The following is a 22,029-nucleotide window of genomic DNA, read 5'->3' as shown; positions in this document are numbered from 1 at the left end:
AGGGATCCTGGTCAGGCGATTTCGATCTTCTCGATGACGACCTCATCGAGCGGACGATCACGGCGATCGGTGGAGGTGGTGGCGATCGCGTCGACGACCTGCTGCGACGCCGGGTCGGTCACCTCACCGAAGATGGTGTGGCGGCGGTTGAGGTGCGGGGTCGGGCCGACGGTGATGAAGAACTGCGAACCGTTGGTACCGGGTCCCGCGTTGGCCATGGCCAGCAGGTACGGACGGTCGAACTGCAGCTCCGGGTGGAACTCGTCCTCGAACTGGTAACCGGGTCCGCCGGTTCCGGTGCCGGTGGGGTCGCCGCCCTGGATCATGAATCCCTCGATCACGCGGTGGAACACCGAGCCGTCGAAGAAGGGGCCCGAGTTGCCGCCGGACGCGTTGGGCTTGCTGTAGTCCTTGCTGCCGTCGGCGAGGCCGACGAAGTTCGCGACGGTCTTCGGTGCGTGATTCGGAAAGAGATCCACTTTGATGTCGCCGCGGTTGGTGTGGATGGTCGCGGTTGTGTTCTGTGTAGTCATCCCTCCATCCAACCATCCGATCCGAAAGCGGTGGTCGGAGTGCACGCCCGGGGCCCGTTGGCGTCACATCGCGACGGCTGGCAGTCTTGTCGGCATGCCCAAGAAGTATCTGATCGCCGTGGTCGGTGCCGTCGTGGTCGGTCTGTCCACGGGCATCGCCGCGCTGCTGGTCCAGCGATCCCGCCGCGAACCGCCGCCCGTTTCGGCCACGGTGCCGCGCGTCGAGCAGCTGTCCGCCGCCGACCCCGAAACCCAGAGCTCCTGACCGCCGCCGGTCGCACGACGCGGGCGACTTGGTCACTGCGTACCGGCCGACCTCAAGACCCCAGGTAATTTGAAACAGTGACCTCCGACGACGAGCGCCCCCCGCATCGGCCCCCGACCCCGGGTGACGTCGACGATCTGCGTGACGCCGCGGCGGCACCGGGTCCGACGCCCAGCAGTGGTCCAGCCCCGTGGGAACGGCCGCCACGCGCGCCATTGAGCACCCCGTCGCGCCCGTCCGACGGCCCCGGCTCCGCGCCCGACCGCGCACCAGTGAACGACCCCCGTCGCAGCACGGGTGGCCATCCGGTCACGCCGCGACCACCGGCGCCCGGTGCGGTCCCACCCGGGCCACCCCCGGGCCCTCGGGTCACCGGACCCACGCCCCGTCCCGCACCTACTGGCGGTCCAGGTCCGTCCGGCGGTCCGGTGCCTCCGCGGTCGCGTCCCGGTCCGCCTGGTCCCATCGGTCCGCGCACGACCGGTCAGACTCCCCGGCCAGTCCCGCCGGGACCGTCGGGGCAGGTTCCGCCCGGGCCCAGTGCTCCCCCGCCGGGTGCCCCGCCGCCACCATCCGGGCAGCGTCCGGCCCCGGGACGTGGTGGACCCCAGCCGGGCCCCCGTCCGTCCGGGCCCCCGCCGCCGGCGGGTGCTGCTCCGACGCGGCCACGTCCGGCCTCGGGCGGTAGCCCGGCAGTCGCCGGCGACGCCGGTGCCCGACCCGATCCGTACTTCGAGGACGACGAACTCGCGCCGATCGTCCCGTCACCGTCGAAGCAGTCCGGCCAAAACCGCGAGGCACGACGAGACGAACCGGCCCTGGCTTATTCGGCGGTCGACACCGACGACTCGACCTTTGCGCTCGACGACCGTTCCCAAAGCGATGACCCTTCCCGGACCGATGACGCTGTGGAGGAACCCGTGCGCCCGACCGAAGCTGCGGCACGCCGCACCCCGGACCGTCGTAGTGCTACTCCGTCGGCAACCGTCGAACCTCGACGACGCGTCAATCGGATGGCGATCTGGGCGTTGGTCCTGTCTGTCCTCGGTATCACCTCGATCATCGGCATCGGGTTGGCCTTCAAGGCCCGGGCCGACATTGCACGCAATCGCGAAGAGGGCGACCCCTACGCCGTGGCGGCATTGGTGGTCGGCTTCTTCTACGTGTTCGTCGTCGTCGTCGGGTTGTGTGTTTTCTGGTGGATCCGTAGCGGCAGTTGACAACCGGGGCGTTTCACCGGACGAACACCGAGATCTACGGAACGATTGCGAAATTGCCCACGCCCTGCCCCTGCGGGGTGCGGACAGCCGAGTTCAGGGCGTACGGTGCGACACCGATGTTCAGAGGCCCCGATCCGGTGTAGATCAGACGGGACACCCGCTCGCCGCGACGCGGACCGAAGGACGCGCGTATCGGGGTTTCGCGGAAACCTGCACTGCCCATATAGGATTCGAGGAGTAAGACACCGCACAGGGAATTCCGTTTCCAGCCCGCTCCTTGACCGGTGAACCCGGACGACGTGAGCGTGACCCGCACGAAGCCAGGCTTGTTTGCCGGCGCGCTGAGACCGAAATGCACGGCGCCACGGCAAAAATCATGGTTTCCGAAGGTACCGAAGCTCGTCCCGTAGGGCGTGTTCGGGACCGAGGGCACTCCACGATCCGCGTGCGCCGGCGCCGCAGACAACCGCGCGACCGCGCTCACCACACACAACACCAACACTCGACATCACCTTGATGTCCGATCGGCGCGACATTGAGATCCTTCTCCGTTCGTTCTGGTAGAGCTCACCCCCAGTGATCACCCGGGGTGGCAGCAGCTTCTCATCCTGTCAGTTACTACTTGAGGTTGCTGCGATGAGCTCGGTCACCGCAGCCACCGTGGAAGGCGAGAGAACCGGTTGGGCAGATCGATCCAGAGCCCTGCCCGACCCCAGGACGGGGTCGTACTCGAAGGCGACGACGCCGGCCACCTGCCCGCTGACAGCGGTAACGAGCGGTTCGCGCAGTGCGTGATCGTCGACGTCGGGTACCTGCGGATTGATCACGATGATCGTCCGCCGCAATACGCCGGCTCGTTGCCACTGATCCAGGAACACCTTGGCGCGGTTCAACAGATCGGGGCGCGGACTCATCACCATGACCGGAATCATCAACTCCGCCAACGGACCTTCGGCGAGATCGGGAAGGACCGACATAGCCCGCGCCCCGACATCGACCACCGGCACCGCATCGCGACTCCACGCGTAGGCGACACTTTCGGAGATGGTGTCCTCCTCGCGCGCCAGATAGAGACCGGTACCGAACTCGGTTCGCAGCAGGTCCGGATCACCCGATGCCCGCGTCCGGAGCTCGAGGTCGCCGTCGTTGCCGGCGGCGTCGATCCACCAGGACGACTCACCGAGTGTCGTCGCCGCTCGACGATCGGCGAGGAGAGCAGCGATGACAGAAGTGCCTACGCCACCGGCGGTTCCGCAGACCACGACGGTCTGCTCGTCTCTTCGTGGAGGGTGAACTCGCGATGCGGCCCAGCTATCATCGGACGTCATTGGATCACGGGATCACGGTCCAGAAGACCAGCGGATACGACTGCAGGAGGCGGACGCGGCTATTGCGTGCGTAGGTTCCGACCTCGATCTTCGCCGGACCGGATCCGATCGCAAGATCCCGCACCACGCGCTCACCTGGCCGGGAACTGAACGACACCGGTATCACATTCTCGGAGAAGAGAGTTCGCGAACTGGTGTAGGAGACTATCGCCAGGAAACGACAATGGGGATCGCGTTTCCAGGCCGCACCATCACCGCGAAATCCGTGCGACAGCAAGGTCATCCGCACGACTCCGCGCTTACCTACGGGCGAGACCATCCGGACGCCGTAGGCACCACGACAATACGCGTGATCACCACCGGTGGCGATGTTCTCACCGTAGAGCGCGACGCGTAGTAGTTGCGGCTCCGCAGATGCTGCGGACGTCCCGACGAGCATGGTGGCCGCAACCGCCATCACGATTGCGATTCCGAAACGTCGAATCATCGGGTCTCCTCCTCCTGGGGCCAGGCGATGTCGACACCCGGAATAGTTGACTTGAGTTGCGCTGCACCCTGTTTGGTCAGATCCCGCGCCACGCGTTCGGCCTGGGCACCGAGTACCCGATAGGGCGCGCGAGCCTGTTCAGCCGACCACCCGAAGCGCAGACCGGCCACCTGCCCGCGGACATCACCGCGTGTGGTGACCACATAGTCGACGGCGGGCAGCCCTACCTGACGGGCCTCGTCGGGTGAGAGTCGCAACTCGAACTGGTTGCCCTGGGGGTTCGGAAGTGGCGCCGTTCGAGGCGCACCGGGACGGTCCTGCTGCCACGGTTCGCGGGCGTCCGCACCGGGATCGCCGGCACCGAGGGTGTAGGCGATGAGGCCACCGATCGTGCCGCCTGTCACAGCACCGACGACCGCGGCGGGGATGCCCAAGACGGCCGCGCCCGCAACGGCACCGACTCCGGCACCAATCAGAGCTCCAGGGCCGACGTTGACGCCACCGAGCGAGTAACCGATCACAGCTCCCACACCTGCCCCGACCACGGCACCGCCGACACCGCCGACGACCGCTGCCGGAACACCGGCGGTCACCGCACCGGCTGTCCCGCCCATCATGACGCCGATGATCGTCGCGGCAGCCTGCCGGCTCGCCTCGTCCTCGGGCACACCCATCGAGATCAGCCCCTGGGCGATCTTCGACTCGCCGTAGGCCGACCACGCGTTGATCGAGTTGACGTCCCGGATGCTCATCCCCTGCGGAATGTCACTGACGAAGTTGCCGATACGAATCTTCTTTGGCGGCGGCGCGATCGGACGGACCGGACGCACCGGACGCGGAGCCGTCAAACGCTCTTGCGGCATCGGCGAGTACGCGTCCTCATAGTTCGTCGAATCCGGAGCGGTGTAGGGCTGGTAGGGCGCCTCACGCGGTGGACCGGGAATCGAACCCGGTCCCGGCTCGACGATCGGGACCGTCTGCTGTGGTGCGTCGCCGGACATGGTCCCGCCTTGTTCCGGGACGTTATTCGGGGTGGTGCCGCCTTGCTCGGGAACACCCTGTGCCACACCGGCTCCCACGCCTGTTGCGATCGTCGCGGCCAATGCGGCCGCGGTGACCGACGACCGGAGGTGGTGTCGCGCCTCGATATTCCGTCGGTGCTTTCCCCGCCTGGTGTCGTTATTCATTCTTCTCCCCTCCCCGTCGCTCTGTGGTGGAGCAGGGACGACAAATGGTGGCGGACAAGCTCATCACTCGTCCTTCGAGATGGATGCGATCCACGACTTCCCCTCGAGGGTCGCGATCCGGATGATCTGCGGATAGACGATCGGAACGTTGCCGGTGGGCGGATAGACACTCAGCCGGACGCGGTAGATTCCGGCACCCAGGCCGATGATCTCGAGACAGTGCCACGAACCCGGGCGAACGCAGTCGATGTAGCTCTGCAGCACCGGCTCGGGCTGGACAGCGGACGACAGCGCAACCGCCCGCGCCGCATGTGCGGATCGGGTGACGTAGTAGGCATTGTTGAACGCCTTGACGTGTCGACGGTCACGTAATTCCCCAGGGGTGTCCGTCACGGATTTCCCCATGTTCGGGTGTGCTGGGTTGAGGGTAGCTGGGGTTGTGGGTTAGGTGGTTTTCGGTGTTCGTCCGGGGCGTTTGCGTGGTCGGTAGGACGGGCCGTCCATGAGGATCTGGTGGCTGGTGTTGATGAGTCGGTCGAGTAGTGATTCGGCGACGACGGGGTTGGGGAACAGGGGGTACCAGTCTTTGGGTGCGCGGTTGCTGGTGAGGATGACGGGTTTGGCTGCGATGGCGCGGTCGGAGACGAGGTCGTAGAGGTCGTCGGAGCCGGTGGTGGTGTGTTCGCGCATGGCGAAGTCGTCGATGATCAGGACGGCGGGGCGGGTGTATTCGCGCATGCGTTGCCCGATGGTGCGATCGGCGTGGCCGCCGGCGAGGTCGGCGGGCATGCGGGCGCATTTGACGAATCGGATGTCGTGTCCGCGTAACGCGACTTGGTGGCCGAGTGCTTGTGCCACATGGGTTTTGCCGACTCCGACGGGTCCGTAGAGGATGACTGATTCGCCGGCGTCGAGCCAGCGCAGGGCGGCGAGGTCACGCAGCATCGCGGCGGGCAGTTTCGGGTTGGCGGTGAAGTCGAAGTCGTCGAAGGTTGCAAGGTTGCTGATTGTTCGAAGCGGGCCCGGCGCACGCGCCGCGCCAGGGCTGCGGACTCACGGCGGGCGATCTCGTCTTCGCACAACACCTGCAGGAACTCCAGGTGACCCAGTTCGCCGGCGCGGGTTTGGGCCAGCCGGGCGTCGAGGGTGTCGAGCATGCCGGTCAACTTCAACGTTTTCAACGCGGCTCGCAGGCTGGGATCATGAATGGTCATCAGAACGTCCTTAGTGGAATAAGCTGGTAGTTAATGGGATTGGGTGTGAGGTCTACTGGCCGGCTGCCGTGTCGAGGTCGTCGGCGAAGGCGTGCGGGCCACGCAGAAATGCGGCTCTCCTGACGCATCCGTGGGTGGTTGAGCGCGCCTGAAACGTGAGCACGCCGTTCCCTGTCTAGGTTTCTGAGCTGTCTAGGACCAGGAACCAGTGAGCGGAGAACGGCGTGCAGAACGCCACCTTATGGCGAGCCCTGTTGGGGGTCGAGAAGACAGTCGTGGAGGACATCGAGTTCGACGAGGACGAGCAGACTCTGGTGGCCTGCGTTCGGCACACGCGACGTGCGGGAGCTCGCTGCGGACGATGTCAGCGACGGTCTCCTTGGTACGACCGTGGCGAGGGACGTCGTCGGTGGCGGGCGCTGGACCTGGGCACCATCCAGGTCCATCTCGAGGCCGACGCACCGCGGGTCAACTGCCGCGAGCACGGGCCCACGGTCCGCGCGGTGCCCTGGGCCCGGCATGGCGCCGGACACACCACCGGGTTCGATGAGCAGGTCGCCTGGCTGGCCACCCAGTGCTCCAAGAGCGCGGTCACCGAGTTGATGCGGATCGCCTGGCGCACCGTGGGGGCGATCATCACCCGGGTCTGGGCCGACGTCGAGAAGCTGCATGACCGGTTCGCCGACCTACGCCGGATCGGGATCGATGAGATCTCCTACAAGCGCGGCCACCGCTACCTGACCGTGGTCGTCGACCACGACACCGGTCGGCTGGTCTGGGCCGCCCCCGGCCGGGACAAGGCCACCCTCGAGGGCTTCTTCGACGCCCTCGGTGAGGAGCGGTGCAGCCAGATCACCCACGTCTCCGCCGACGGTGCGGACTGGATCAGCACTGTGGTCGCCGACCACTGCCCCCACGCGGTCCGCTGCGCCGACCCCTTCCACGTCGTCCGGTGGGCCACCGACGCCCTCGACGAGGTCCGCCGAGCTGCCTGGAACCAGGCCCGCGGAGCGGCCACCCAGCGCCGTGCCGGCCGCGCATCGGGACACGCGAAGGCGTTGAAGCATGCCCGCTACGCGCTGTGGAAGAACCCCGAGAACCTCACGGTCAGGCAGCAGGCCAAGCTGGCCTGGGTCGCCAAGACCGACCCGCGGCTGCACCGTGCCTACCTGCTCAAAGAAGGCCTGCGACTGGTCTTCCAGCTGCCCCACGCCGAGGCCGCGGAGGCGCTCGAGGTCTGGATCCGGTGGGCGCGGCGCTGCCGGATTCCCGCCTTCGTGGAGCTGCAGCGTCGCATCGTCAAACACCAGGCCTCGATCCTCGCAGCGATCGAGCACGGTCTGTCCAACGGTCGCATCGAGTCGGTCAACACCAAGATCCGGCTGATCACCCGCGTTGCCTTCGGATTCAGGTCTCCCGAGGCTCTCATCGCCTTGGCCATGCTCAACCTCGGCGGCCACCGACCAGTCCTCCCCGGCCGGTCATGACCCACGGATCGGTCAGGAGAGCCAGAAATGCCGGTGGTGTCGGCGCTACCGGCGGTGTGGTGATGGTGTCGTCGTATTCGGTACCGGCGATCAGGATGCCTTTGATGGTGCGTGGCCCGACATCGCCGACGGCGATCGCGCGGGCGCAGGCGGCGTTGATGCGGTCATCGGGATACTTGGTGCGCAAGCCGACGATGGACTGGATCGCGCGCAGGCGGTGGATCGCATTGACCTCGGAGAGTTCAGCGACGACTGCGACCGCGTGCTCGCCGATCTCTTCGGCCTGCTTGCGGCACCACGCCACCGGGCGGGAGTGGTAGGCGACCTTGTGCGGCGGATAGTGCTCGAGGTTGGTTGCTCGTCCGCTCAGGTGCAGTACGTGGGTTGCCACGACCTGGTCGTCGGCGAAGACCTGGACCATATCCCCGCACGTGCGGACCCGCACGTGTGAGCCGATCAGCCGCCACGGCACCGAGTACAACGCTGTGCCCGCCTTGACATGACAGTCGGGGGCGACCTTGCCCACGTGGTAGGTGACACGTTCAAATCGTCTGGGCGGCAACGGAGTCAACACATCCCGTTCGATCTGCGCGAACAGTTCGGCGGGCGGCACCCCATCGATCCCGCGGTGGGCGTGGCGGCCGTACACGTTCAGACACCAGTCGAGGGCGGCCTGTTGCATCTGCGGCAGGCTGGTGAACTCGCGGCCCGTGAAGAACGAGTCCCGAATGTAGGGCATCGGGCGCTCGATGCGCGGTTTGTCTTTCGGAGTGAACGCGCGCGCCGGATCGATCAGCACCTCGTAGAACGAGGCGAGTTCGGCGTAGGCCCGGTTGATCTGCGGATCGTAGAGATCAGGCTTGCTGACCCCGGTCTTGAGGTTGTCACAAACGATTCGCTCGGGCACGCCGCCGAAAAACTCGAACGCATCCACATGCGAAGCGCACCAAGATGTTTGGTCCATCTTGAGGACCGGCTGCACAAACAACCACCGCGAGCACGACAGGATGATCGCGAACGCCCACACCGACACCCGCTTCCCGGTCTCAGGGTTGGTCCACATCCCGAGCTTGCCGTAATCGACTTGGGCTTCCTCGCCTGCAGGTACCGGGGGTCGTGGTGGGGTTGCGCGTTTCTCGTTGATCTTGTCAGCGAAATGTGCTGTCACATAACGGCGTACCGACGATTCCGACACATCAACCCCGTGGTCGTCGCGCAGACGTTGCGCGATCGTGGCCACCGTCACCGTGGCATCGAGCTGGCCGCTGATCCACTTATGATGCTTGGCGATCGGCGGCCACGTCACCGCCCGCGTCGAGGGATCGACAACTTCGGGGAACCAGCCGCCGATCAACTCCCGCCACACCGACTCGTCGAACTTGTCCCCGGTGCCCGGGCTCATTCCCGCCGCCAGCGCCGACGCGAGATACTTGCGGATGGTCTTGCGATCCAGGCCCAACGCCTGGGAAATCTGCACCTGCGAGCGTCCGGCATACCAATGCCGAAACAACTCCAACAGCTGGGTCATCGTCAACGTCCTCCGTGCCACCTCAGGCCCCTTCCAGGGGCCCGGGAAGGGGGCCCTGCAAGGAGCGAACCTGTAGCAGCACCCCAACCCCGCCCGACACGCCCCAGCGTGGGAATTACGTGACGGACAGGTGAGGAATTACGTGACGGACAACCCCACCAACCTGGGGAATTACATGACCGCTGACATTGATGACACCCGGGCCGGACCGTTGATCGCCCGGATCGTTACCGGTGGTGACCGAACCCCTGGTTCGCGAGGGACAGTCGCGGAGCGGGTGGGCGCTCACCTGGTCTCCGCCCGGGGTTGTCGACGACGAGGCTGCTGCCACGGCCGGCGCCGGGTCGCTGTCGTCTCCGGTCAGTGCGGCGACCAGCAGCACCGAAACCACCACCACGACGACTGCCGCGGCGGAACCAAGGACGCCGAGGCGATGATGGTCCCAGATCCGCCGGACCTGATGGAAACGTCCCGACGGTCCCCGAGGGCGCGGCGGCGGCTCGAAGAGCGTCTCCCACTCCTGGAGTGCCCGATTGTCGGCGCGGGCCGGGCGGGCCGAGTCCGCGAAGGCGGTCAGGTCGGAACCGGCCTCGGTCGCGAGCCGTGTCCTCTTCAGATGATCGGCCAGCGCATGACCAGGTGATCGATCTCCGGCCGGCAGTGGGGCGATGTCGTCGAACCACGACGAGTGCTGTCGGTCGCTCATCGGTCGGCACCAGCTGTGTAAGTACCCATTCCGCCGGGGCCCAACGGCACGGTGAGTGGATCGCCGTCCACACCCGCACGCGACATTCCCCCGCCGAACACTTGTGACGTCCCCCGACAACTACTGCAACTATCCGCGAACCGTCGTTCGCCTATTCAGACGGCACGCTACCGCAGGGGAGAGGGCGGATTCACATCGGCAAACGGGTTCGTGATCTCGATCACTCCACAGGCAACGGAGGTTCACGCGCCAGGACACAGCGGCGATGTGGTGCGAGGCCAGCGGCGATGCGTCGGCCTGACGATGATGCGAAGCAATGGTGGAGCCTAGGAGATTCGAACTCCTGACATCCGCCTTGCAAAGGCGGCGCTCTACCAACTGAGCTAAGGCCCCGTGCCGACCGAGTGGCTGGCGGGTGCGAATCGGACGATCACCAAGGATGATTCGGTCTCTCGCAGTGGGCCTAGGAGGACTTGAACCTCCGACCTCTTCGTTATCAGCGAAGCGCTCTAACCGCCTGAGCTATAGGCCCGTGAACCGAGGTGTGAGATTACCCGACTCGACGCTCAACAAGCAAAACGACTGGTCACACGGTCAGTCGAGATCGGCGAGTGTGACCTCTGCGCCACCAATCAGATCGGCACAGATGTTGTAGATGTAGGAGCCGATCGTCGCGAGCGCGGTGATGAGAATCGCATTGATCGCACCGAGAAGCGCCGCCGCCCCGAAGACGGTGGTCGCCGAGAAGATGTCGTCGCTCTGGGCCGAGGATCCGTCGGCGGTGGCGACGGTGGCGAAGGAGGTGTTCACCTGCTCCCTGACGCCCATTCCGTCGAGCACGAGGTAGAGGACGGCGATGGCGATCATCCAGATGATGAAGCCGATGACGGCAAGGACCGCGGTGATCTTGAAGGTCGCCCAGGGGTCGATGCGGCGGATCTGGATGGCTGCGCGCAGCGGGGTGTTGGCACGAACCTGGGTGGGCGCCGACCGCGCGCTCGGCTTGGTGGTCGCCTCGGCGGCCGCGGCCCGCTTGGCCTCGGTGTGGTGGATCGCGTCGAGGTCGGGCAGTTTCTGGCCGGCGAGCTGATCGCGCTCAATCGTGCTCGTGGGTGATTCGACGAACCGCTCGGGTTCCTCGGTGGCGGTCGCGGTCCGGCCGCGCAGCGGGTTCTCGAGGTTGGTGACCGGCGCCTGCTGGCCGCTGATGCTGGCGGCGGCGGTGCCGCTGCTCACGATTCCCCGCGGCGGCGGGCCGCCACGTTCTGACTGCGGCGGGCCGCCACGATCCGACTGCGGCGGGCCGCCACGATCCGGACGAGTGCCGGGGACGGTGTCCCGTCCGGTCTTCTCGATGGGCGCGGTGGCACCGGGATCCGACTGATCACGCGTGGTCATCTGCTCGGTCTGACCTCGCTGCCACGGCGGGACCAGCCCGCCGGCCGGGGTACCCGTACCGGGACCGGTTCCGGACGTGTTGACGCCCGTCTGACCTCCGGTTGCCGAACCGGCCTGATCCTTGTCGCGGTCCTTCGGTGTGCTCACAGGCAATTCCCTCGTTCGCCGTCCACTACTCGTCACCGACTTGTCGGCAGCACGTTCATTTCAGCCTAACGGTAGTCGGGGTCACAGCCCCGACACCCCGCGGCGCGGTCGCGTTTCCCACTTGGGTTCAGCGCAGAAGAGACGCCGCAGATCATTCTGCGACGTCTCCCCTGTGGGCTGTGTTCCTATTCGCCTGCGTCGTCCGGTTCGTCGGCATTGCGAGCGATGGCGATCACGGTGGTGCCCTCATCGATGTTCATCAGGCGCACCCCCTTGGTCTGGCGTCCCGCCTTGCGCACCTGCTTGGCGGCGGTCCGGATGACACCGCCACCGGAGGTGATGGCGTACAGCTCGGAGTCGTCGTCGACGATGAGCGCGCCGATCAGTTCGCCGCGTCGACGGTCGTGCGCGATGGTGAGCACGCCCTTGCCGCCGCGTCCCTGGACCGGGTAGTCGTCCATCCCGGTGCGCTTGGCGTAGCCACCCGACGTCGCGACCAGCAGATACGTGCCCTCGCGGACGACGTTGAGGCTGAGCAGGGTGTCGTCGGCGTTGAACCGCATACCCTGCACACCCGAGGTCTGCCGGCCCATCGGGCGCAGCGCCTCGTCGTCGGCGTGGAAGCGGATCGACTGTCCCTTCTGCGACACGAGCAGCAGATCGTCGTCGGCGCTGCAGAGTTGGGCACCGACGAGCTCGTCCTCACCGCGCAGGTTGATCGCGGCGATCCCGCCGGACCGGTTGGAGTCGAAGTCCTCGAGCTTGGACTTCTTCACCAACCCGTTGCGGGTGGCGAGCACGAGATACGGCGCATCCTGATACGACTTCAGCTGGATGACCTGCGCGATGCGCTCCTCCGGCTGGAAGGCCAGCAGGTTGGCCACGTGCTGCCCGCGAGCCGTGCGGTTGGCCTCCGGCAGTTCATACGCCTTCGCGCGGTACACGCGTCCCTTGGTGGTGAAGAACAGAATCCAGTCGTGGGTGGAACTGACGAAGAAGTGCTTGACGATGTCGTCCTGCTTGAGACCGGCGCCCTGCACACCCTTACCGCCGCGCCGCTGGCTGCGATACAGATCGGTCTTGGTGCGCTTGGCATATCCGGTCTCGGTGATGGTGACGACCACGTCCTCGCGGGCGATGAGATCCTCGTCGGTGACGTCACCGTCGGCGGCGATGATCTTGGTCCGACGATCGTCTCCGTACTTGTCGACGACCACCTTCAGTTCGTCCCGCACGATGGCGCGCTGGCGCTCCGGCTTGGCGAGGATGTCCTGCAGGTCGGCGATCTCGCGTTCGATCTCGGCGAGTTCGTCGACGATCTTCTGCCGCTCCAATGCCGACAGGCGCCGCAGTTGCATGGCCAGGATCGCGTCGGCCTGGATCTCGTCGATCTCGAGTAGATCCATCAACCCGGTGCGGGCGGCCTCGGTGTTGGCCGACGCACGGATCAACGCGATCACTTCGTCAAGGGCGTCAAGGGCTTTCACCAGACCGCGCAAGATGTGCGCGCGTTCCTCGGCCTTGCGCAACCGGTAGCGGGTGCGGCGCACGATGACGTCGATCTGGTGCGCCACGTAGTACCGGATCATCTGATCGAGACGCAGGGTGCGCGGCACACCATCGACGATGGACAGCATGTTGGCGCCGAAGCTGGTCTGCAGCTGGCTGTGCTTGTAGAGGTTGTTCAGCACCACCTTGGCGACCGCGTCGCGACGCAGGGTAACGACGATGCGCATGCCGACGCGATCCGAGGACTGATCCTCGATTCGGCTGATGCCCTTGAGTTTTCCCTCGTTGACCTGTTCGGCGATCGACTGGATCAGGTTGTCCGGGTTCACCTGGTACGGCAGTTCGGTGACGACGAGGGTCGTGGTGCCCTTGTTCTCCTCGATGTCGACCACCGAGCGCATGCGGATGCTGCCGCGGCCGGTCGTGTAGGCGTCCCGGATGCCCTGGCTGCCGACAATCAGTGCAGCCGTGGGAAAGTCGGGTCCCTTGATGGCTTCCATACACGCCGCGAGAGTGGTCTCGTCGTCGGCGTCGGGGTGCTCGAGCGCCCAGATTACGGCGTCGGCGACCTCGCGCAGGTTGTGCGGCGGGATGTTGGTGGCCATGCCGACGGCGATGCCGCCGGATCCGTTGATCAGCAGGTTGGGGATGCGCGCCGGCAATACCGTCGGCTCGTTGGTCTTACCGTCGTAGTTGGGCGTGAAATCGACTGTCTCCTCGTCGATATCGCGCAGCATCTCCATGGCGAGCGGGGTGAGGCGGGCCTCGGTGTAGCGCATGGCGGCGGCGCCGTCGTTACCCCGGGAGCCGAAGTTGCCCTGTCCGTCGATCAGCGGATAGCGCATCGACCACGGCTGGGCCAGACGCACCAGGGCGTCGTAGATGGCGGTGTCGCCGTGCGGGTGATAGTTACCCATCGTCTCCGCAACGGGTTTCGCCGATTTGACGTAGCTGCGGTCGGGCCGGAAGCCGGCGTCGTAGGACGCGTAGAGCAGGCGGCGGTGCACCGGCTTGAGGCCGTCGCGCACCTCCGGCAGGGCGCGGCCCACGATCACGCTCATCGCGTAGTCGATGTAGGACTTCTGCATCTCCTGGCCGAGGTCGACCGGCTCGACGCGGTCTCCTTCTCCCCCAGCGGGTGGGAGTGTGGTGTCAGTCATTTGGTGTCAATACCCTTCGGGGACAACGTTTGTGGTCGATGCGCGAACTCAGACATCAAGGAAGCGAACATCTTTCGCGTTACGGGCGATGAAGCTGCGGCGGGCGGCAACGTCCTCACCCATCAGGATGGAGAACAGTTCGTCGGCCGCAGCGGCGTCGTCGAGGGTCACCTGCCGCAGCACGCGAACCTCCGGATCCATGGTGGTCTCCCACAGCTCCTTGGCGTTCATCTCGCCGAGACCCTTGTACCGCTGGATACCGTCGTCGGTGTTGATCTTCCAGCCAGCCGTGCGACCCGCCTCGAGCAGGCCGTCGCGTTCCCGGTCGGAGTAGGCAAACTCGGGTTCGCGCTTCTGCCACTTGAGTTTGTACAGCGGCGGCTGCGCTAGATAGACGTGGCCATGTTCGATGAGCGGTCGCATGAACCGGAACAGCAGCGTCAGCAGCAACGTCGAGATGTGTTGTCCGTCAACGTCGGCGTCGGCCATCAGCACGATCTTGTGATAGCGGAGCTTGGCGATGTCGAACTCGTCGTGGATGCCGGTGCCGAAGGCGGTGATGATGGACTGCACCTCGGCGTTCTTCAGGACGCGGTCGATGCGGGCCTTCTCGACGTTGATGATCTTGCCGCGCAACGGAAGAATCGCCTGATACATCGAGTCGCGGCCGGATTTCGCACTGCCGCCGGCGGAGTCACCCTCCACGATGTAGACCTCGCACTTGGACGGGTCGTTGCTGCGGCAGTCCGCTAGCTTGCCGGGCAGACCGCCGATGTCGGTTGCGGTCTTGCGCCGCACCAACTCTCGTGCCTTACGAGCGGCGAGGCGCGCCTGCGAAGAGTCCACGGCCTTCTTGATGATGATCTTGGCCTCGGCCGGGTTGGACTCGAACCAGTGCGCCAGGTGCTCGTTGCAGGTCTTCTGGACGAAGCCCTTGACCTCGGTGTTGCCCAGCTTGGTCTTGGTCTGACCCTCGAACTGCGGATCGCCGACCTTGACCGAGATGACCGCGGCCAGCCCCTCGCGGATGTCGTCGCCGGTGAGCTTGCCGTCCTTCTCCTTCAGCAGCTTCTTGTCCAGCGCATACTTGTTGACCGTGCTGGTGAGCGCGGCGCGGAAACCCTCTTCGTGGGTGCCACCCTCGTGGGTGTTGATGGTGTTGGCAAAGGTGTGCACCGACTCCGAGTAGCCGGCGTTCCACTGCATCGCGATCTCCACCTCGTGGCCGGTGCCCTTGGCCGTGAAACCGATGACGGAGTTGTGGATCGGCTGCTTGGTGCGATTGAGGTGCTTGATGTAGTCGACCAGCCCGTCGGGGTAGTGATAGGTGCGGGTCTTGGGCTTGGCGTCGGCCTTCTTCTCTTCCTCGGTCTTCACCGTCTCGGCAGCGTCGGCGACGCTCTCATCGCCGTTGGCGTCGCCGGGCGGGGCCTCGACGGCGCGGGGCCGCTTGTCGGTGAGGGTGATGGTGAGGCCCTTGTTGAGGAAGGCCATCTCCTGCAGACGCCGCGCGACCGTCTCGGCGCTGAAGACGGTGGTCTCGAAGATCTCCGGGTCCGGCCAGAAACGCACCAGGGTGCCGGTCTTGCGAGTCGCGTCACCCTTCTCCAGGGGCTGCGGCTTCGCGTGATCGTAGGTCTGCTCCCAGTGGAAGCCGCCGTAGTTGATCTCGAGCTCGACCTTGGTGGACAGCGCGTTGACCACGGAGATACCCACGCCGTGCAGACCGCCGGAGACGGCGTAGGCGTCGGAATCGAATTTGCCGCCCGCGTGCAGCTGGGTCATGACCACCTCGACGGTGGGACTGCCCGTGGCGTGCATGTCGGTGGGGATGCCACGACCGTCGTCGACTACCTCCACACCACCGTCCTCGAGCAGCGTCACCTCCACCTTGGAGGCGTAGCCGGCCATCGCCTCGTCGACCGAGTTGTCGACGACCTCCCAGATCAGATGGTGTAAGCCACGTTCGCCGGTGGATCCGATGTACATACCGGGCCGCTTGCGGACGGCTTCGAGACCCTCGAGGATGCTGATCGAATCGGCGCTGTACTCACCGGACTTCTTGCTCTTGCTCTTGGAACCAGCGGTGTCTTTACTGTCGGCCACGAGGTGCGTCCGCTCCTGTTCTGCTCGGGCAAGGCGCGCGGGGACCGTGCGCCATCGCTACGTCGACATGCGTGGGCCACTACCATCGATCGAGAGCACAGACGTTCCGTCGCAAGCCGTTGGGCTCCGGGACGCGTCAGGCGCGATGGGTCGTGAATCCACCCCTGTCGGGACAACAGCTCCAGTGTACTGCCTTACTTGACCAGGAACCGTCATCCGGGGCCGCTGACGCGCTCACAGATGGATTTTTTCGGACAGAACCCGGTCCGATGATGGGCTGGGGATGAAATCGCGTTCTGCGCCGCTACCGTCTGGCTTTGTGGGTGGGTTTCTGCTAGCGCCCCTCAGCCATAGGTGTCGCGCGGGCCCCGACCGCGCACATGACGCTCGCCCTTGCGCCAGGACGGGCCCTTGGGTCCGGTGATCCGCAACGACGTCACCATGCCGTCCCCGAGGGCAGCGGCGATCTTCGCGATGATCTGAGCCTGCACATAGCGCAACTGGGTCGCCCACGCCGTGGACTCGGCCTGGACGTGTAGGACTTTGTCGCGCAACGAGATCGGCTGCGCATGCGCGGCGATGTCGGCGCCCACGATCTGATCCCACATACCGAAGAGGGTGCCCTCGCCGATCTTGGCCTGCCAGCCGCGTTCGCGGGCGACGCCACCGGCGAGACGTCCCAGCGGCTGCGGATCCCGCGAGTCGGGACCGGCACCGGACCAGCGTCGACGCTTCTTGTTACCGCTCGCTGGACGACGCACCGGTGACGCCCGGCCGTGCCCCACCGACTTCCCGGCCGCCCGCGCGGCGGCACGAGCCTCTTCCAGGGCTCGCCGGGCCCGCTCGTATCCGCCGAGTTCGTCCGGTGTGCCGGGTGTGCCGGTCGGGTCGGTACTCATCGGAGCTGACTCATCGGATCTAGGTCCCTTCGGTGTCCGCAGCAGCCGGGGTGAGCACCGACCGACGACCGTCGGCGTCGTCGAGCACCTCCACCCCGATCCGCCGGCCGCCGATCTCGTCGGGAATGTCCTCGGCGACGGCAGCGGTGACGAGAAGCTGCTCGGCGTCGCTGGTGAACGTCGCCAGTTTACGACGCCGCGTGGCGTCGAGTTCGGCGAAGACATCGTCGAGCATGATCACCGGCTCCACCCCCTCGGCCCGGGTCAGGGCCACCGAACCGAGCCGCAGCGCAAGCGCCAGCGACCACGATTCACCATGGGAGGCAAAGCCTTTCGCGATGTCGTCGCCGAGGATGATGCCGACGTCGTCGCGGTGCGGACCCACCAGACAGACCCCGCGCTCGATCTCTTTGGTGCGCACCTGCGCCAGTTGCGCCAGCAGCGTCTCACCGATCGCCGCGACATCGGCCCTCGCACCGGCGGGCGGCAGTACGTCGGGTCCAGCCGCCGGCAGATACGCCAGATCGGTCGGACGCGAATGAGGTGCGATCGAGGCGTAGGCCTCGGTGACATGCGGGCGCAGCTCGTTGAGCACATCGACGCGGGCCGCGGTGACCGCGGCGCCGTGCTCGGCGAGTTGGGCATCCCACACATCGAGCGTGCTGATCACCGACGCCGCGTCGCCACCGCCGCGTCGCATGGCCGCACCCGCGGTCTTCAGCAACGCGGCTCGTTGCCGCAGGACACGGTCATAATCGCTGCGCGCGGCCACATGCAGCGGGCCACGCTGGGCGACGAGCTCGTCGATGAAGCGGCGCCGATCCGTCGGATCCCCGCGCACCAGCGACAGGTCCTCCGGTGCAAACAACACCGTGCGCAGGATCCCGATTACCTCGCGTGCCCGACGCGGCGGTCCGTTATTGATCGACGCCTTGTTGGCGCCTTCGGCGTTGATCCGCAGCTGGGCGGTCAGCTCGCGACCGCTGTTCTCCACGGTCGCGGTGACCAGTGCCGAGGTCGCACCGGAATGGACCAGAGGCGCGTCGGTGGAAACGCGGTGGGATCGCAGCGTGGCGAGATACTGCAGGGCCTCGAGGATGTTGGTCTTGCCGAATCCGTTGCGACCGGTGAAGACGGTGGGTTCCGCGGCGAGCTCGAGATCGGCAGTCCGCCACGACCGGAAGTCACGAAGGTGCAGTTCACGTACGAACACAGCAGATCAGCGCGGACGCCGCGGGGATCAGCCCGGCAGACGAACGGGCATGAGCAGGTAGGTGAACGCACTCTCCGGGGCCGCGAAGGCACCCGACTCGTCAGCCGCGGGCTGCTCACCACTCGACGGCCGCAGGACCGCGGGCCGGCTGGGGGTGGTGAATCCGAAGTCGACGGTATCGGCGTTGATCGCCGACAAGCCGTCGAGCAGATAGCCCGGGTTGAACGCGATGGTGAGAGCCTCACCGGCGAACTGCACCGGCAGTTCTTCCTCGGCCTTACCGGCCTCGTCGCCGCCGGCGGTCAGGAGCACCGATCCCTCACCGAATTCCAGACGGACCTGCGCACCGCGTTCAGCGACCAGCGCGACACGCTTGATGGCCTCGATCAGCGGAGCACTGTCGATGGTGGCGATCGCGGTATGGCTGGCCGGCAACAGCTGACGGAACTTCGGGAACTCCGCGTCGAGCAGCCGCGTGGTGGTGCGCTTTGTCTCCCCCAGAATGCCCAGGATCCCGTCGTTGCCGATCGCCGAACCGTTGCCGAAGGCGAGCGACACCACACCGGTGCCCTCCGCACCCGCGGTCTTCGCGCTCTCCGACAAGGTCTTGGCGGGGACCAGAACAGCTCCGCTGGTGTCCGGATCCGTGGGCTCCCACTGCAATTCGCGAACGGCGAGACGGAACCGGTCGGTCGCGGCGAGCACCACGGTGCTGCCCTCGATCTCCACCCGCACACCGGTCAGCATCGGCAGCGTGTCATCGCGGCCGGCGGCGATCGCGACCTGCGAGATGGCCTCGGCGAAGAGCTGGGTGGGGATGGTGCCGCTGATAGCCGGCACATCGGGCAGCTGCGGGTAATCCTCCACCGGCATCGTCGGGAGCGAGAACTTCGCGCTACCGCAGGCGATGGCGACCCGTGCGCCGTCGAGGGTCACGTCGACGGGTTTGTTGGGGAGCGCTTTGGTGATGTCGGCCAGCAGCCGCCCGGACACCAGCACCTGACCGGGCTCGGCGATCTCGGCGGCGATGGACTCCTGGGCGGAGACCTCGTAGTCGAAACCCGAGATCGTCAGGCCGTCGTCGGCGCCCAGGACCACACAACCGAGCACCGGAACCGGCGGTCGAGAAGGCAGGCTGCGGGCGACCCAGGCAACGGAATCTGCGAACTCGTCACGCGCGACACGGAACTTCATGCTGGGGAACAGCCCTTCTCTCGTTCGGGGATCCCCACTGTAGAACGACACCGCTCGCCGGTGGGGCGTTGGGGCCAAGACACGGGGCTTTGCGATCAGGGTGGTGTGGCCGATGATCGGCCCCGACGGGAGGCACTGTGCACAGGAGCTTCTTAAAGAGAAGTTCTATAGAGAGGGATCCATCTCAGTAGTAGGAGTTGTGGAATCTGTGGACAACCGTCCTATTCACGCAGTCGAAGCGGGTGTGGCGGTGTGGATGTCCGGTGGAACGACGGTGCACGACGAGCTCCGGTTGTGAGCAGTCGCAACATTGTTGGTGGTCCGTCCACCTCGCGTACACAAGTTACCGGCCGTTATCCCAAGAACCATCCACAGCTGGTGATGAACAGTTCCGAGGGTATCTCGGTGCTCTGACATTCGGCCGGGGACACGATGGGGAGTCCGCAACCGTGCGGTGATGGTTGAGAGTTGTGCTCTCTAGGGGTCCAGGCGGCCGCGTCGAGATCTGTACGTGGTGGCGCCGGCGGGTGGACCGTCCACGTGGCGGCGTCGGGATGTCCAGGTTCGGGCGGTGGACGCCCAGCCGTCAGCGGACGGCGCGTTGCTTGATGCGCGCGGTGAGTTCCTGGACGTGGTCGTAGACCTTGCGCCGCTCGGCCATCTCCTTGCGGATCTTGCGCTCGGCGTACATGACGGTGGTGTGGTCACGATCAAAGGTCTCGCCGATCTTGGGCAGCGACAGATCGGTGAGCTCACGGCACAGGTACATCGAGATCTGCCGGGCCTGCGCGATCGACCGGGTCTTGCCGGGCCCGCGCAACTCCTCCACCGAGATGTCGAAGTACTCGGCCGTGATCGCCAGGATGCTCGCCGCGCTGATCTCCAGCGTCCCGGAATTGGGCAGCAGCGCCTGCAGGACCACATCGGCGAGGGACTTGTCGAGTTCGGCGTTGTTGAGCGAGGCGAAGGCGGTCACCCGGATCAGCGCACCTTCGAGCTCACGGATGTTGCGTTCGATCTTGGACGCGATCAGCTCGAGCACGTCGTCGGGAACCGCGATGTTGTCCATCTGCGCCTTCTTGCGCAGGATCGCGATCCGCGTCTCGAGATCGGGCGGCTGGACGTCGGTGATCAGACCCCACTCGAACCGGGTCCGCAGCCGATCTTCAAGTGTCGCAAGCTGTTTGGGCGGGCGATCGGAGGAGATGACGATCTGTTTGCTGGCGTTGTGCAGCGTGTTGAAGGTGTGGAAGAACTCTTCCTGGATGCCCTCTTTGCCCATCAGGAACTGGATGTCGTCGACGAGCAGGACGTCGACGTCGCGGTAGCGGCGCTTGAAGGCGACACGACGGTCGTCGCGCAGCGAGTTGATGAAGTCGTTGGTGAACTCTTCGGTGGAGACGTACTTGACGCGCATCCCGGGGAACAGGCGCTGCGCGTAGTGCCCGGCAGCGTGCAGTAGGTGGGTCTTGCCCAGCCCCGACTCGCCCCAGATGAACAACGGGTTGTAGGCCCGCGCCGGCGCCTCGGACACCGCCACTGCCGACGCGTGCGCGAAGCGGTTCGACGCACCGATGACGAAGGTGTCGAAGGTGTACTTGGGATTGAGATTCGCGCTGGGCACCGCGGGAGCGGTGGTGGGCCGCTCGGCGAAGTAGGCGGTCCAGTCACCGGTGTCCGGTCGTGGGCGCTCCGACGCCGGATCGACGGGGCCGGGTCCGCGGAACGGCGCGCCGGGTGCCGGTGTGGGGACGCCGGTAGTCAGTGCCGCGCTCAGGCCGTCGTCGGCGGGAAGCACTGCGGGGATGGGCTCGGCGACCGGTTCTTCCGCGGGCGGCGTGGCGATGCGCACACCGAGGTCCACCGGCTGACCGAGGTGTTTACTGAGCGCCGAGCGGATGGTGTCGCGCAGATTGCGCTCGATCTGTTCCTGTACCAGCGGCGTCGGCACGGTGAGCAGCGCAAAGCCCTCGGCCAGCGTGAGGGGTCGGACCAGCGACAGCCAGGCCTTTTGTTGCCTGGTCAGGGGTTCGTGGTCGCGTGCGGCCTCGTCGTCGTTGAGTTCGGCGACGACCTGTTGCCACACCTCACCGAATGTGTCGCGGTCTGAAGTCACTTGGAAGCCTCCTGCCCGGGAAAACTACCAGCGATCCGCGGGCCGGATGACGCCACCGGCTGACCGAGCTGAGTTGTCCACACAGTTATCCACATCTGTGTACAGAAGGGATGGCGAGCTTGGCAAAAGTGCCTGGCGGGATGATTCTGGGGGTCGACCCGTGGGCGACCACGACGCTGAACGTAACAGAGCGCAGCGGTGCGAACAACACGATCACGGAGATCAGATCCCGGATGATCGAAAGTGTGATTCGACGAGAATCGGACGCGCTGGTGTGTCGGCTTGATCACAGCGCGATCGCGGGCTACGGGATGCCGGCACCCTCGTTTGAT

General features: G+C 66.0%; 17 protein-coding genes, 2 tRNA genes and 1 pseudogene. 3 read left to right on the top strand and 17 right to left on the bottom strand.

Annotated features, from left to right (window positions below):
- Positions 1–11: 11 nt before the first annotated feature.
- The gene (locus tag GBRO_RS00110) at positions 12–533 is read right to left on the bottom strand and encodes a peptidylprolyl isomerase (RefSeq protein WP_012831971.1); all 522 of its coding nucleotides are present in this window, start codon (positions 531–533) and stop codon (positions 12–14) included.
- 94 nt (positions 534–627) lie between these two features.
- Between GBRO_RS00110 and GBRO_RS26150 the strand changes: the two genes are divergently transcribed.
- Complete coding sequence (locus GBRO_RS26150; protein WP_012831970.1) at positions 628–798, top strand: hypothetical protein; 171 nt, start codon at positions 628–630, stop codon at positions 796–798.
- A gap of 920 nt (positions 799–1,718) precedes the next feature.
- Positions 1,719–2,018 carry a DUF4190 domain-containing protein gene (locus tag GBRO_RS00100; RefSeq protein ID WP_147290602.1) on the top strand — a complete coding sequence of 100 codons (300 nt, stop codon included), beginning with the start codon at positions 1,719–1,721 and terminating at the stop codon, positions 2,016–2,018.
- Between the two features lie 611 nt (positions 2,019–2,629).
- Here GBRO_RS00100 and GBRO_RS00090 read toward each other — a convergent pair.
- The 5 genes and pseudogenes from GBRO_RS00090 to istB all read right to left on the bottom strand — a co-directional run bounded on the left by GBRO_RS00090 (position 2,630) and on the right by istB (position 6,234).
- Positions 2,630–3,280: a hypothetical protein gene (locus GBRO_RS00090; protein WP_012831966.1), complete on the bottom strand. Its 651-nt coding sequence runs from the start codon at positions 3,278–3,280 to the stop codon at positions 2,630–2,632.
- Between the two features lie 70 nt (positions 3,281–3,350).
- Positions 3,351–3,833 carry a hypothetical protein gene (locus tag GBRO_RS00085; RefSeq protein ID WP_012831965.1) on the bottom strand — a complete coding sequence of 161 codons (483 nt, stop codon included), beginning with the start codon at positions 3,831–3,833 and terminating at the stop codon, positions 3,351–3,353.
- Entirely contained in the window at positions 3,830–5,020 is a 1,191-nt protein-coding gene (locus GBRO_RS00080; RefSeq protein ID WP_012831964.1) for a hypothetical protein, read from the bottom strand. The genes GBRO_RS00085 and GBRO_RS00080 overlap by 4 nt, the downstream gene beginning before the upstream one ends.
- Before the next feature lie 63 nt (positions 5,021–5,083).
- Complete coding sequence (locus GBRO_RS00075; protein WP_147290601.1) at positions 5,084–5,413, bottom strand: hypothetical protein; 330 nt, start codon at positions 5,411–5,413, stop codon at positions 5,084–5,086.
- Between the two features lie 51 nt (positions 5,414–5,464).
- Positions 5,465–6,234 (bottom strand): annotated as a pseudogene (gene istB, locus GBRO_RS00070) (IS21-like element helper ATPase IstB).
- 224 nt (positions 6,235–6,458) lie between these two features.
- Here istB and GBRO_RS00065 point away from each other — a divergent pair.
- Positions 6,459–7,721: an ISL3 family transposase gene (locus GBRO_RS00065; RefSeq protein WP_012831963.1), complete on the top strand. Its 1,263-nt coding sequence runs from the start codon at positions 6,459–6,461 to the stop codon at positions 7,719–7,721.
- On the opposite strand, the gene istA is transcribed toward GBRO_RS00065, so the two are convergent.
- The 11 genes from istA to dnaA all read right to left on the bottom strand — a co-directional run bounded on the left by istA (position 7,678) and on the right by dnaA (position 21,697).
- Positions 7,678–9,249: an IS21 family transposase gene (istA, locus tag GBRO_RS00060; RefSeq protein ID WP_012831962.1), complete on the bottom strand. Its 1,572-nt coding sequence runs from the start codon at positions 9,247–9,249 to the stop codon at positions 7,678–7,680. The genes GBRO_RS00065 and istA overlap by 44 nt on opposite strands.
- Before the next feature lie 115 nt (positions 9,250–9,364).
- Positions 9,365–9,955: a hypothetical protein gene (locus tag GBRO_RS00055; protein ID WP_012831961.1), complete on the bottom strand. Its 591-nt coding sequence runs from the start codon at positions 9,953–9,955 to the stop codon at positions 9,365–9,367.
- 317 nt (positions 9,956–10,272) lie between these two features.
- Positions 10,273–10,348: transfer RNA gene (locus GBRO_RS00050), tRNA-Ala, on the bottom strand.
- A 65-nt stretch (positions 10,349–10,413) separates the two neighbouring features.
- Positions 10,414–10,487: transfer RNA gene (locus tag GBRO_RS00045), tRNA-Ile, on the bottom strand.
- Between the two features lie 62 nt (positions 10,488–10,549).
- Positions 10,550–11,500: a DUF3566 domain-containing protein gene (locus GBRO_RS00040; RefSeq protein ID WP_012831960.1), complete on the bottom strand. Its 951-nt coding sequence runs from the start codon at positions 11,498–11,500 to the stop codon at positions 10,550–10,552.
- Between the two features lie 185 nt (positions 11,501–11,685).
- Positions 11,686–14,169 (bottom strand): DNA gyrase subunit A, encoded by a 2,484-nt coding sequence (gene gyrA / locus GBRO_RS00035; RefSeq protein ID WP_012831959.1) that lies wholly within the window; start codon positions 14,167–14,169, stop codon positions 11,686–11,688.
- A 48-nt stretch (positions 14,170–14,217) separates the two neighbouring features.
- Positions 14,218–16,275: a DNA topoisomerase (ATP-hydrolyzing) subunit B gene (gene gyrB, locus GBRO_RS00030; protein WP_012831958.1), complete on the bottom strand. Its 2,058-nt coding sequence runs from the start codon at positions 16,273–16,275 to the stop codon at positions 14,218–14,220.
- A 344-nt stretch (positions 16,276–16,619) separates the two neighbouring features.
- Complete coding sequence (locus tag GBRO_RS00025) at positions 16,620–17,174, bottom strand: DUF721 family protein (protein ID WP_012831957.1); 555 nt, start codon at positions 17,172–17,174, stop codon at positions 16,620–16,622.
- A gap of 19 nt (positions 17,175–17,193) precedes the next feature.
- Positions 17,194–18,387, bottom strand: coding sequence for a DNA replication/repair protein RecF (recF, locus tag GBRO_RS00020; RefSeq protein WP_012831956.1), 1,194 nt, complete (start codon positions 18,385–18,387; stop codon positions 17,194–17,196).
- A 27-nt stretch (positions 18,388–18,414) separates the two neighbouring features.
- Positions 18,415–19,581 (bottom strand): DNA polymerase III subunit beta, encoded by a 1,167-nt coding sequence (gene dnaN / locus GBRO_RS00015; protein WP_012831955.1) that lies wholly within the window; start codon positions 19,579–19,581, stop codon positions 18,415–18,417.
- 586 nt (positions 19,582–20,167) lie between these two features.
- Positions 20,168–21,697, bottom strand: a complete 1,530-nt coding sequence (gene dnaA, locus GBRO_RS00010) for a chromosomal replication initiator protein DnaA (protein WP_012831954.1) — start codon at positions 21,695–21,697, stop codon at positions 20,168–20,170.
- Positions 21,698–22,029 lie beyond the last annotated feature (332 nt).

Origin of the sequence: Gordonia bronchialis DSM 43247 (assembly GCF_000024785.1) — a bacterium.
GTDB classification, from domain to species: domain Bacteria; phylum Actinomycetota; class Actinomycetes; order Mycobacteriales; family Mycobacteriaceae; genus Gordonia; species Gordonia bronchialis.
This window is presented reverse-complemented; position numbering and strand designations above follow the sequence as displayed.

What these genes read in the sequence shown, in the direction of transcription:
- istA (WP_012831962.1), bottom strand. Translation starts at nt 9,249, where the DNA reads ATGACCCAGCTGTTGGAGTTGTTTCGGCATTGGTATGCCGGACGCTCG.
- GBRO_RS00110 (WP_012831971.1), bottom strand. Translation starts at nt 533, where the DNA reads ATGACTACACAGAACACAACCGCGACCATCCACACCAACCGCGGCGAC.
- GBRO_RS00025 (WP_012831957.1), bottom strand. Translation starts at nt 17,174, where the DNA reads ATGAGTACCGACCCGACCGGCACACCCGGCACACCGGACGAACTCGGC.
- gyrA (WP_012831959.1), bottom strand. Translation starts at nt 14,169, where the DNA reads ATGACTGACACCACACTCCCACCCGCTGGGGGAGAAGGAGACCGCGTC.
- GBRO_RS00055 (WP_012831961.1), bottom strand. Translation starts at nt 9,955, where the DNA reads ATGAGCGACCGACAGCACTCGTCGTGGTTCGACGACATCGCCCCACTG.
- GBRO_RS00085 (WP_012831965.1), bottom strand. Translation starts at nt 3,833, where the DNA reads ATGATTCGACGTTTCGGAATCGCAATCGTGATGGCGGTTGCGGCCACC.
- GBRO_RS26150 (WP_012831970.1), top strand. Translation starts at nt 628, where the DNA reads ATGCCCAAGAAGTATCTGATCGCCGTGGTCGGTGCCGTCGTGGTCGGT.
- dnaN (WP_012831955.1), bottom strand. Translation starts at nt 19,581, where the DNA reads ATGAAGTTCCGTGTCGCGCGTGACGAGTTCGCAGATTCCGTTGCCTGG.
- GBRO_RS00080 (WP_012831964.1), bottom strand. Translation starts at nt 5,020, where the DNA reads ATGAATAACGACACCAGGCGGGGAAAGCACCGACGGAATATCGAGGCG.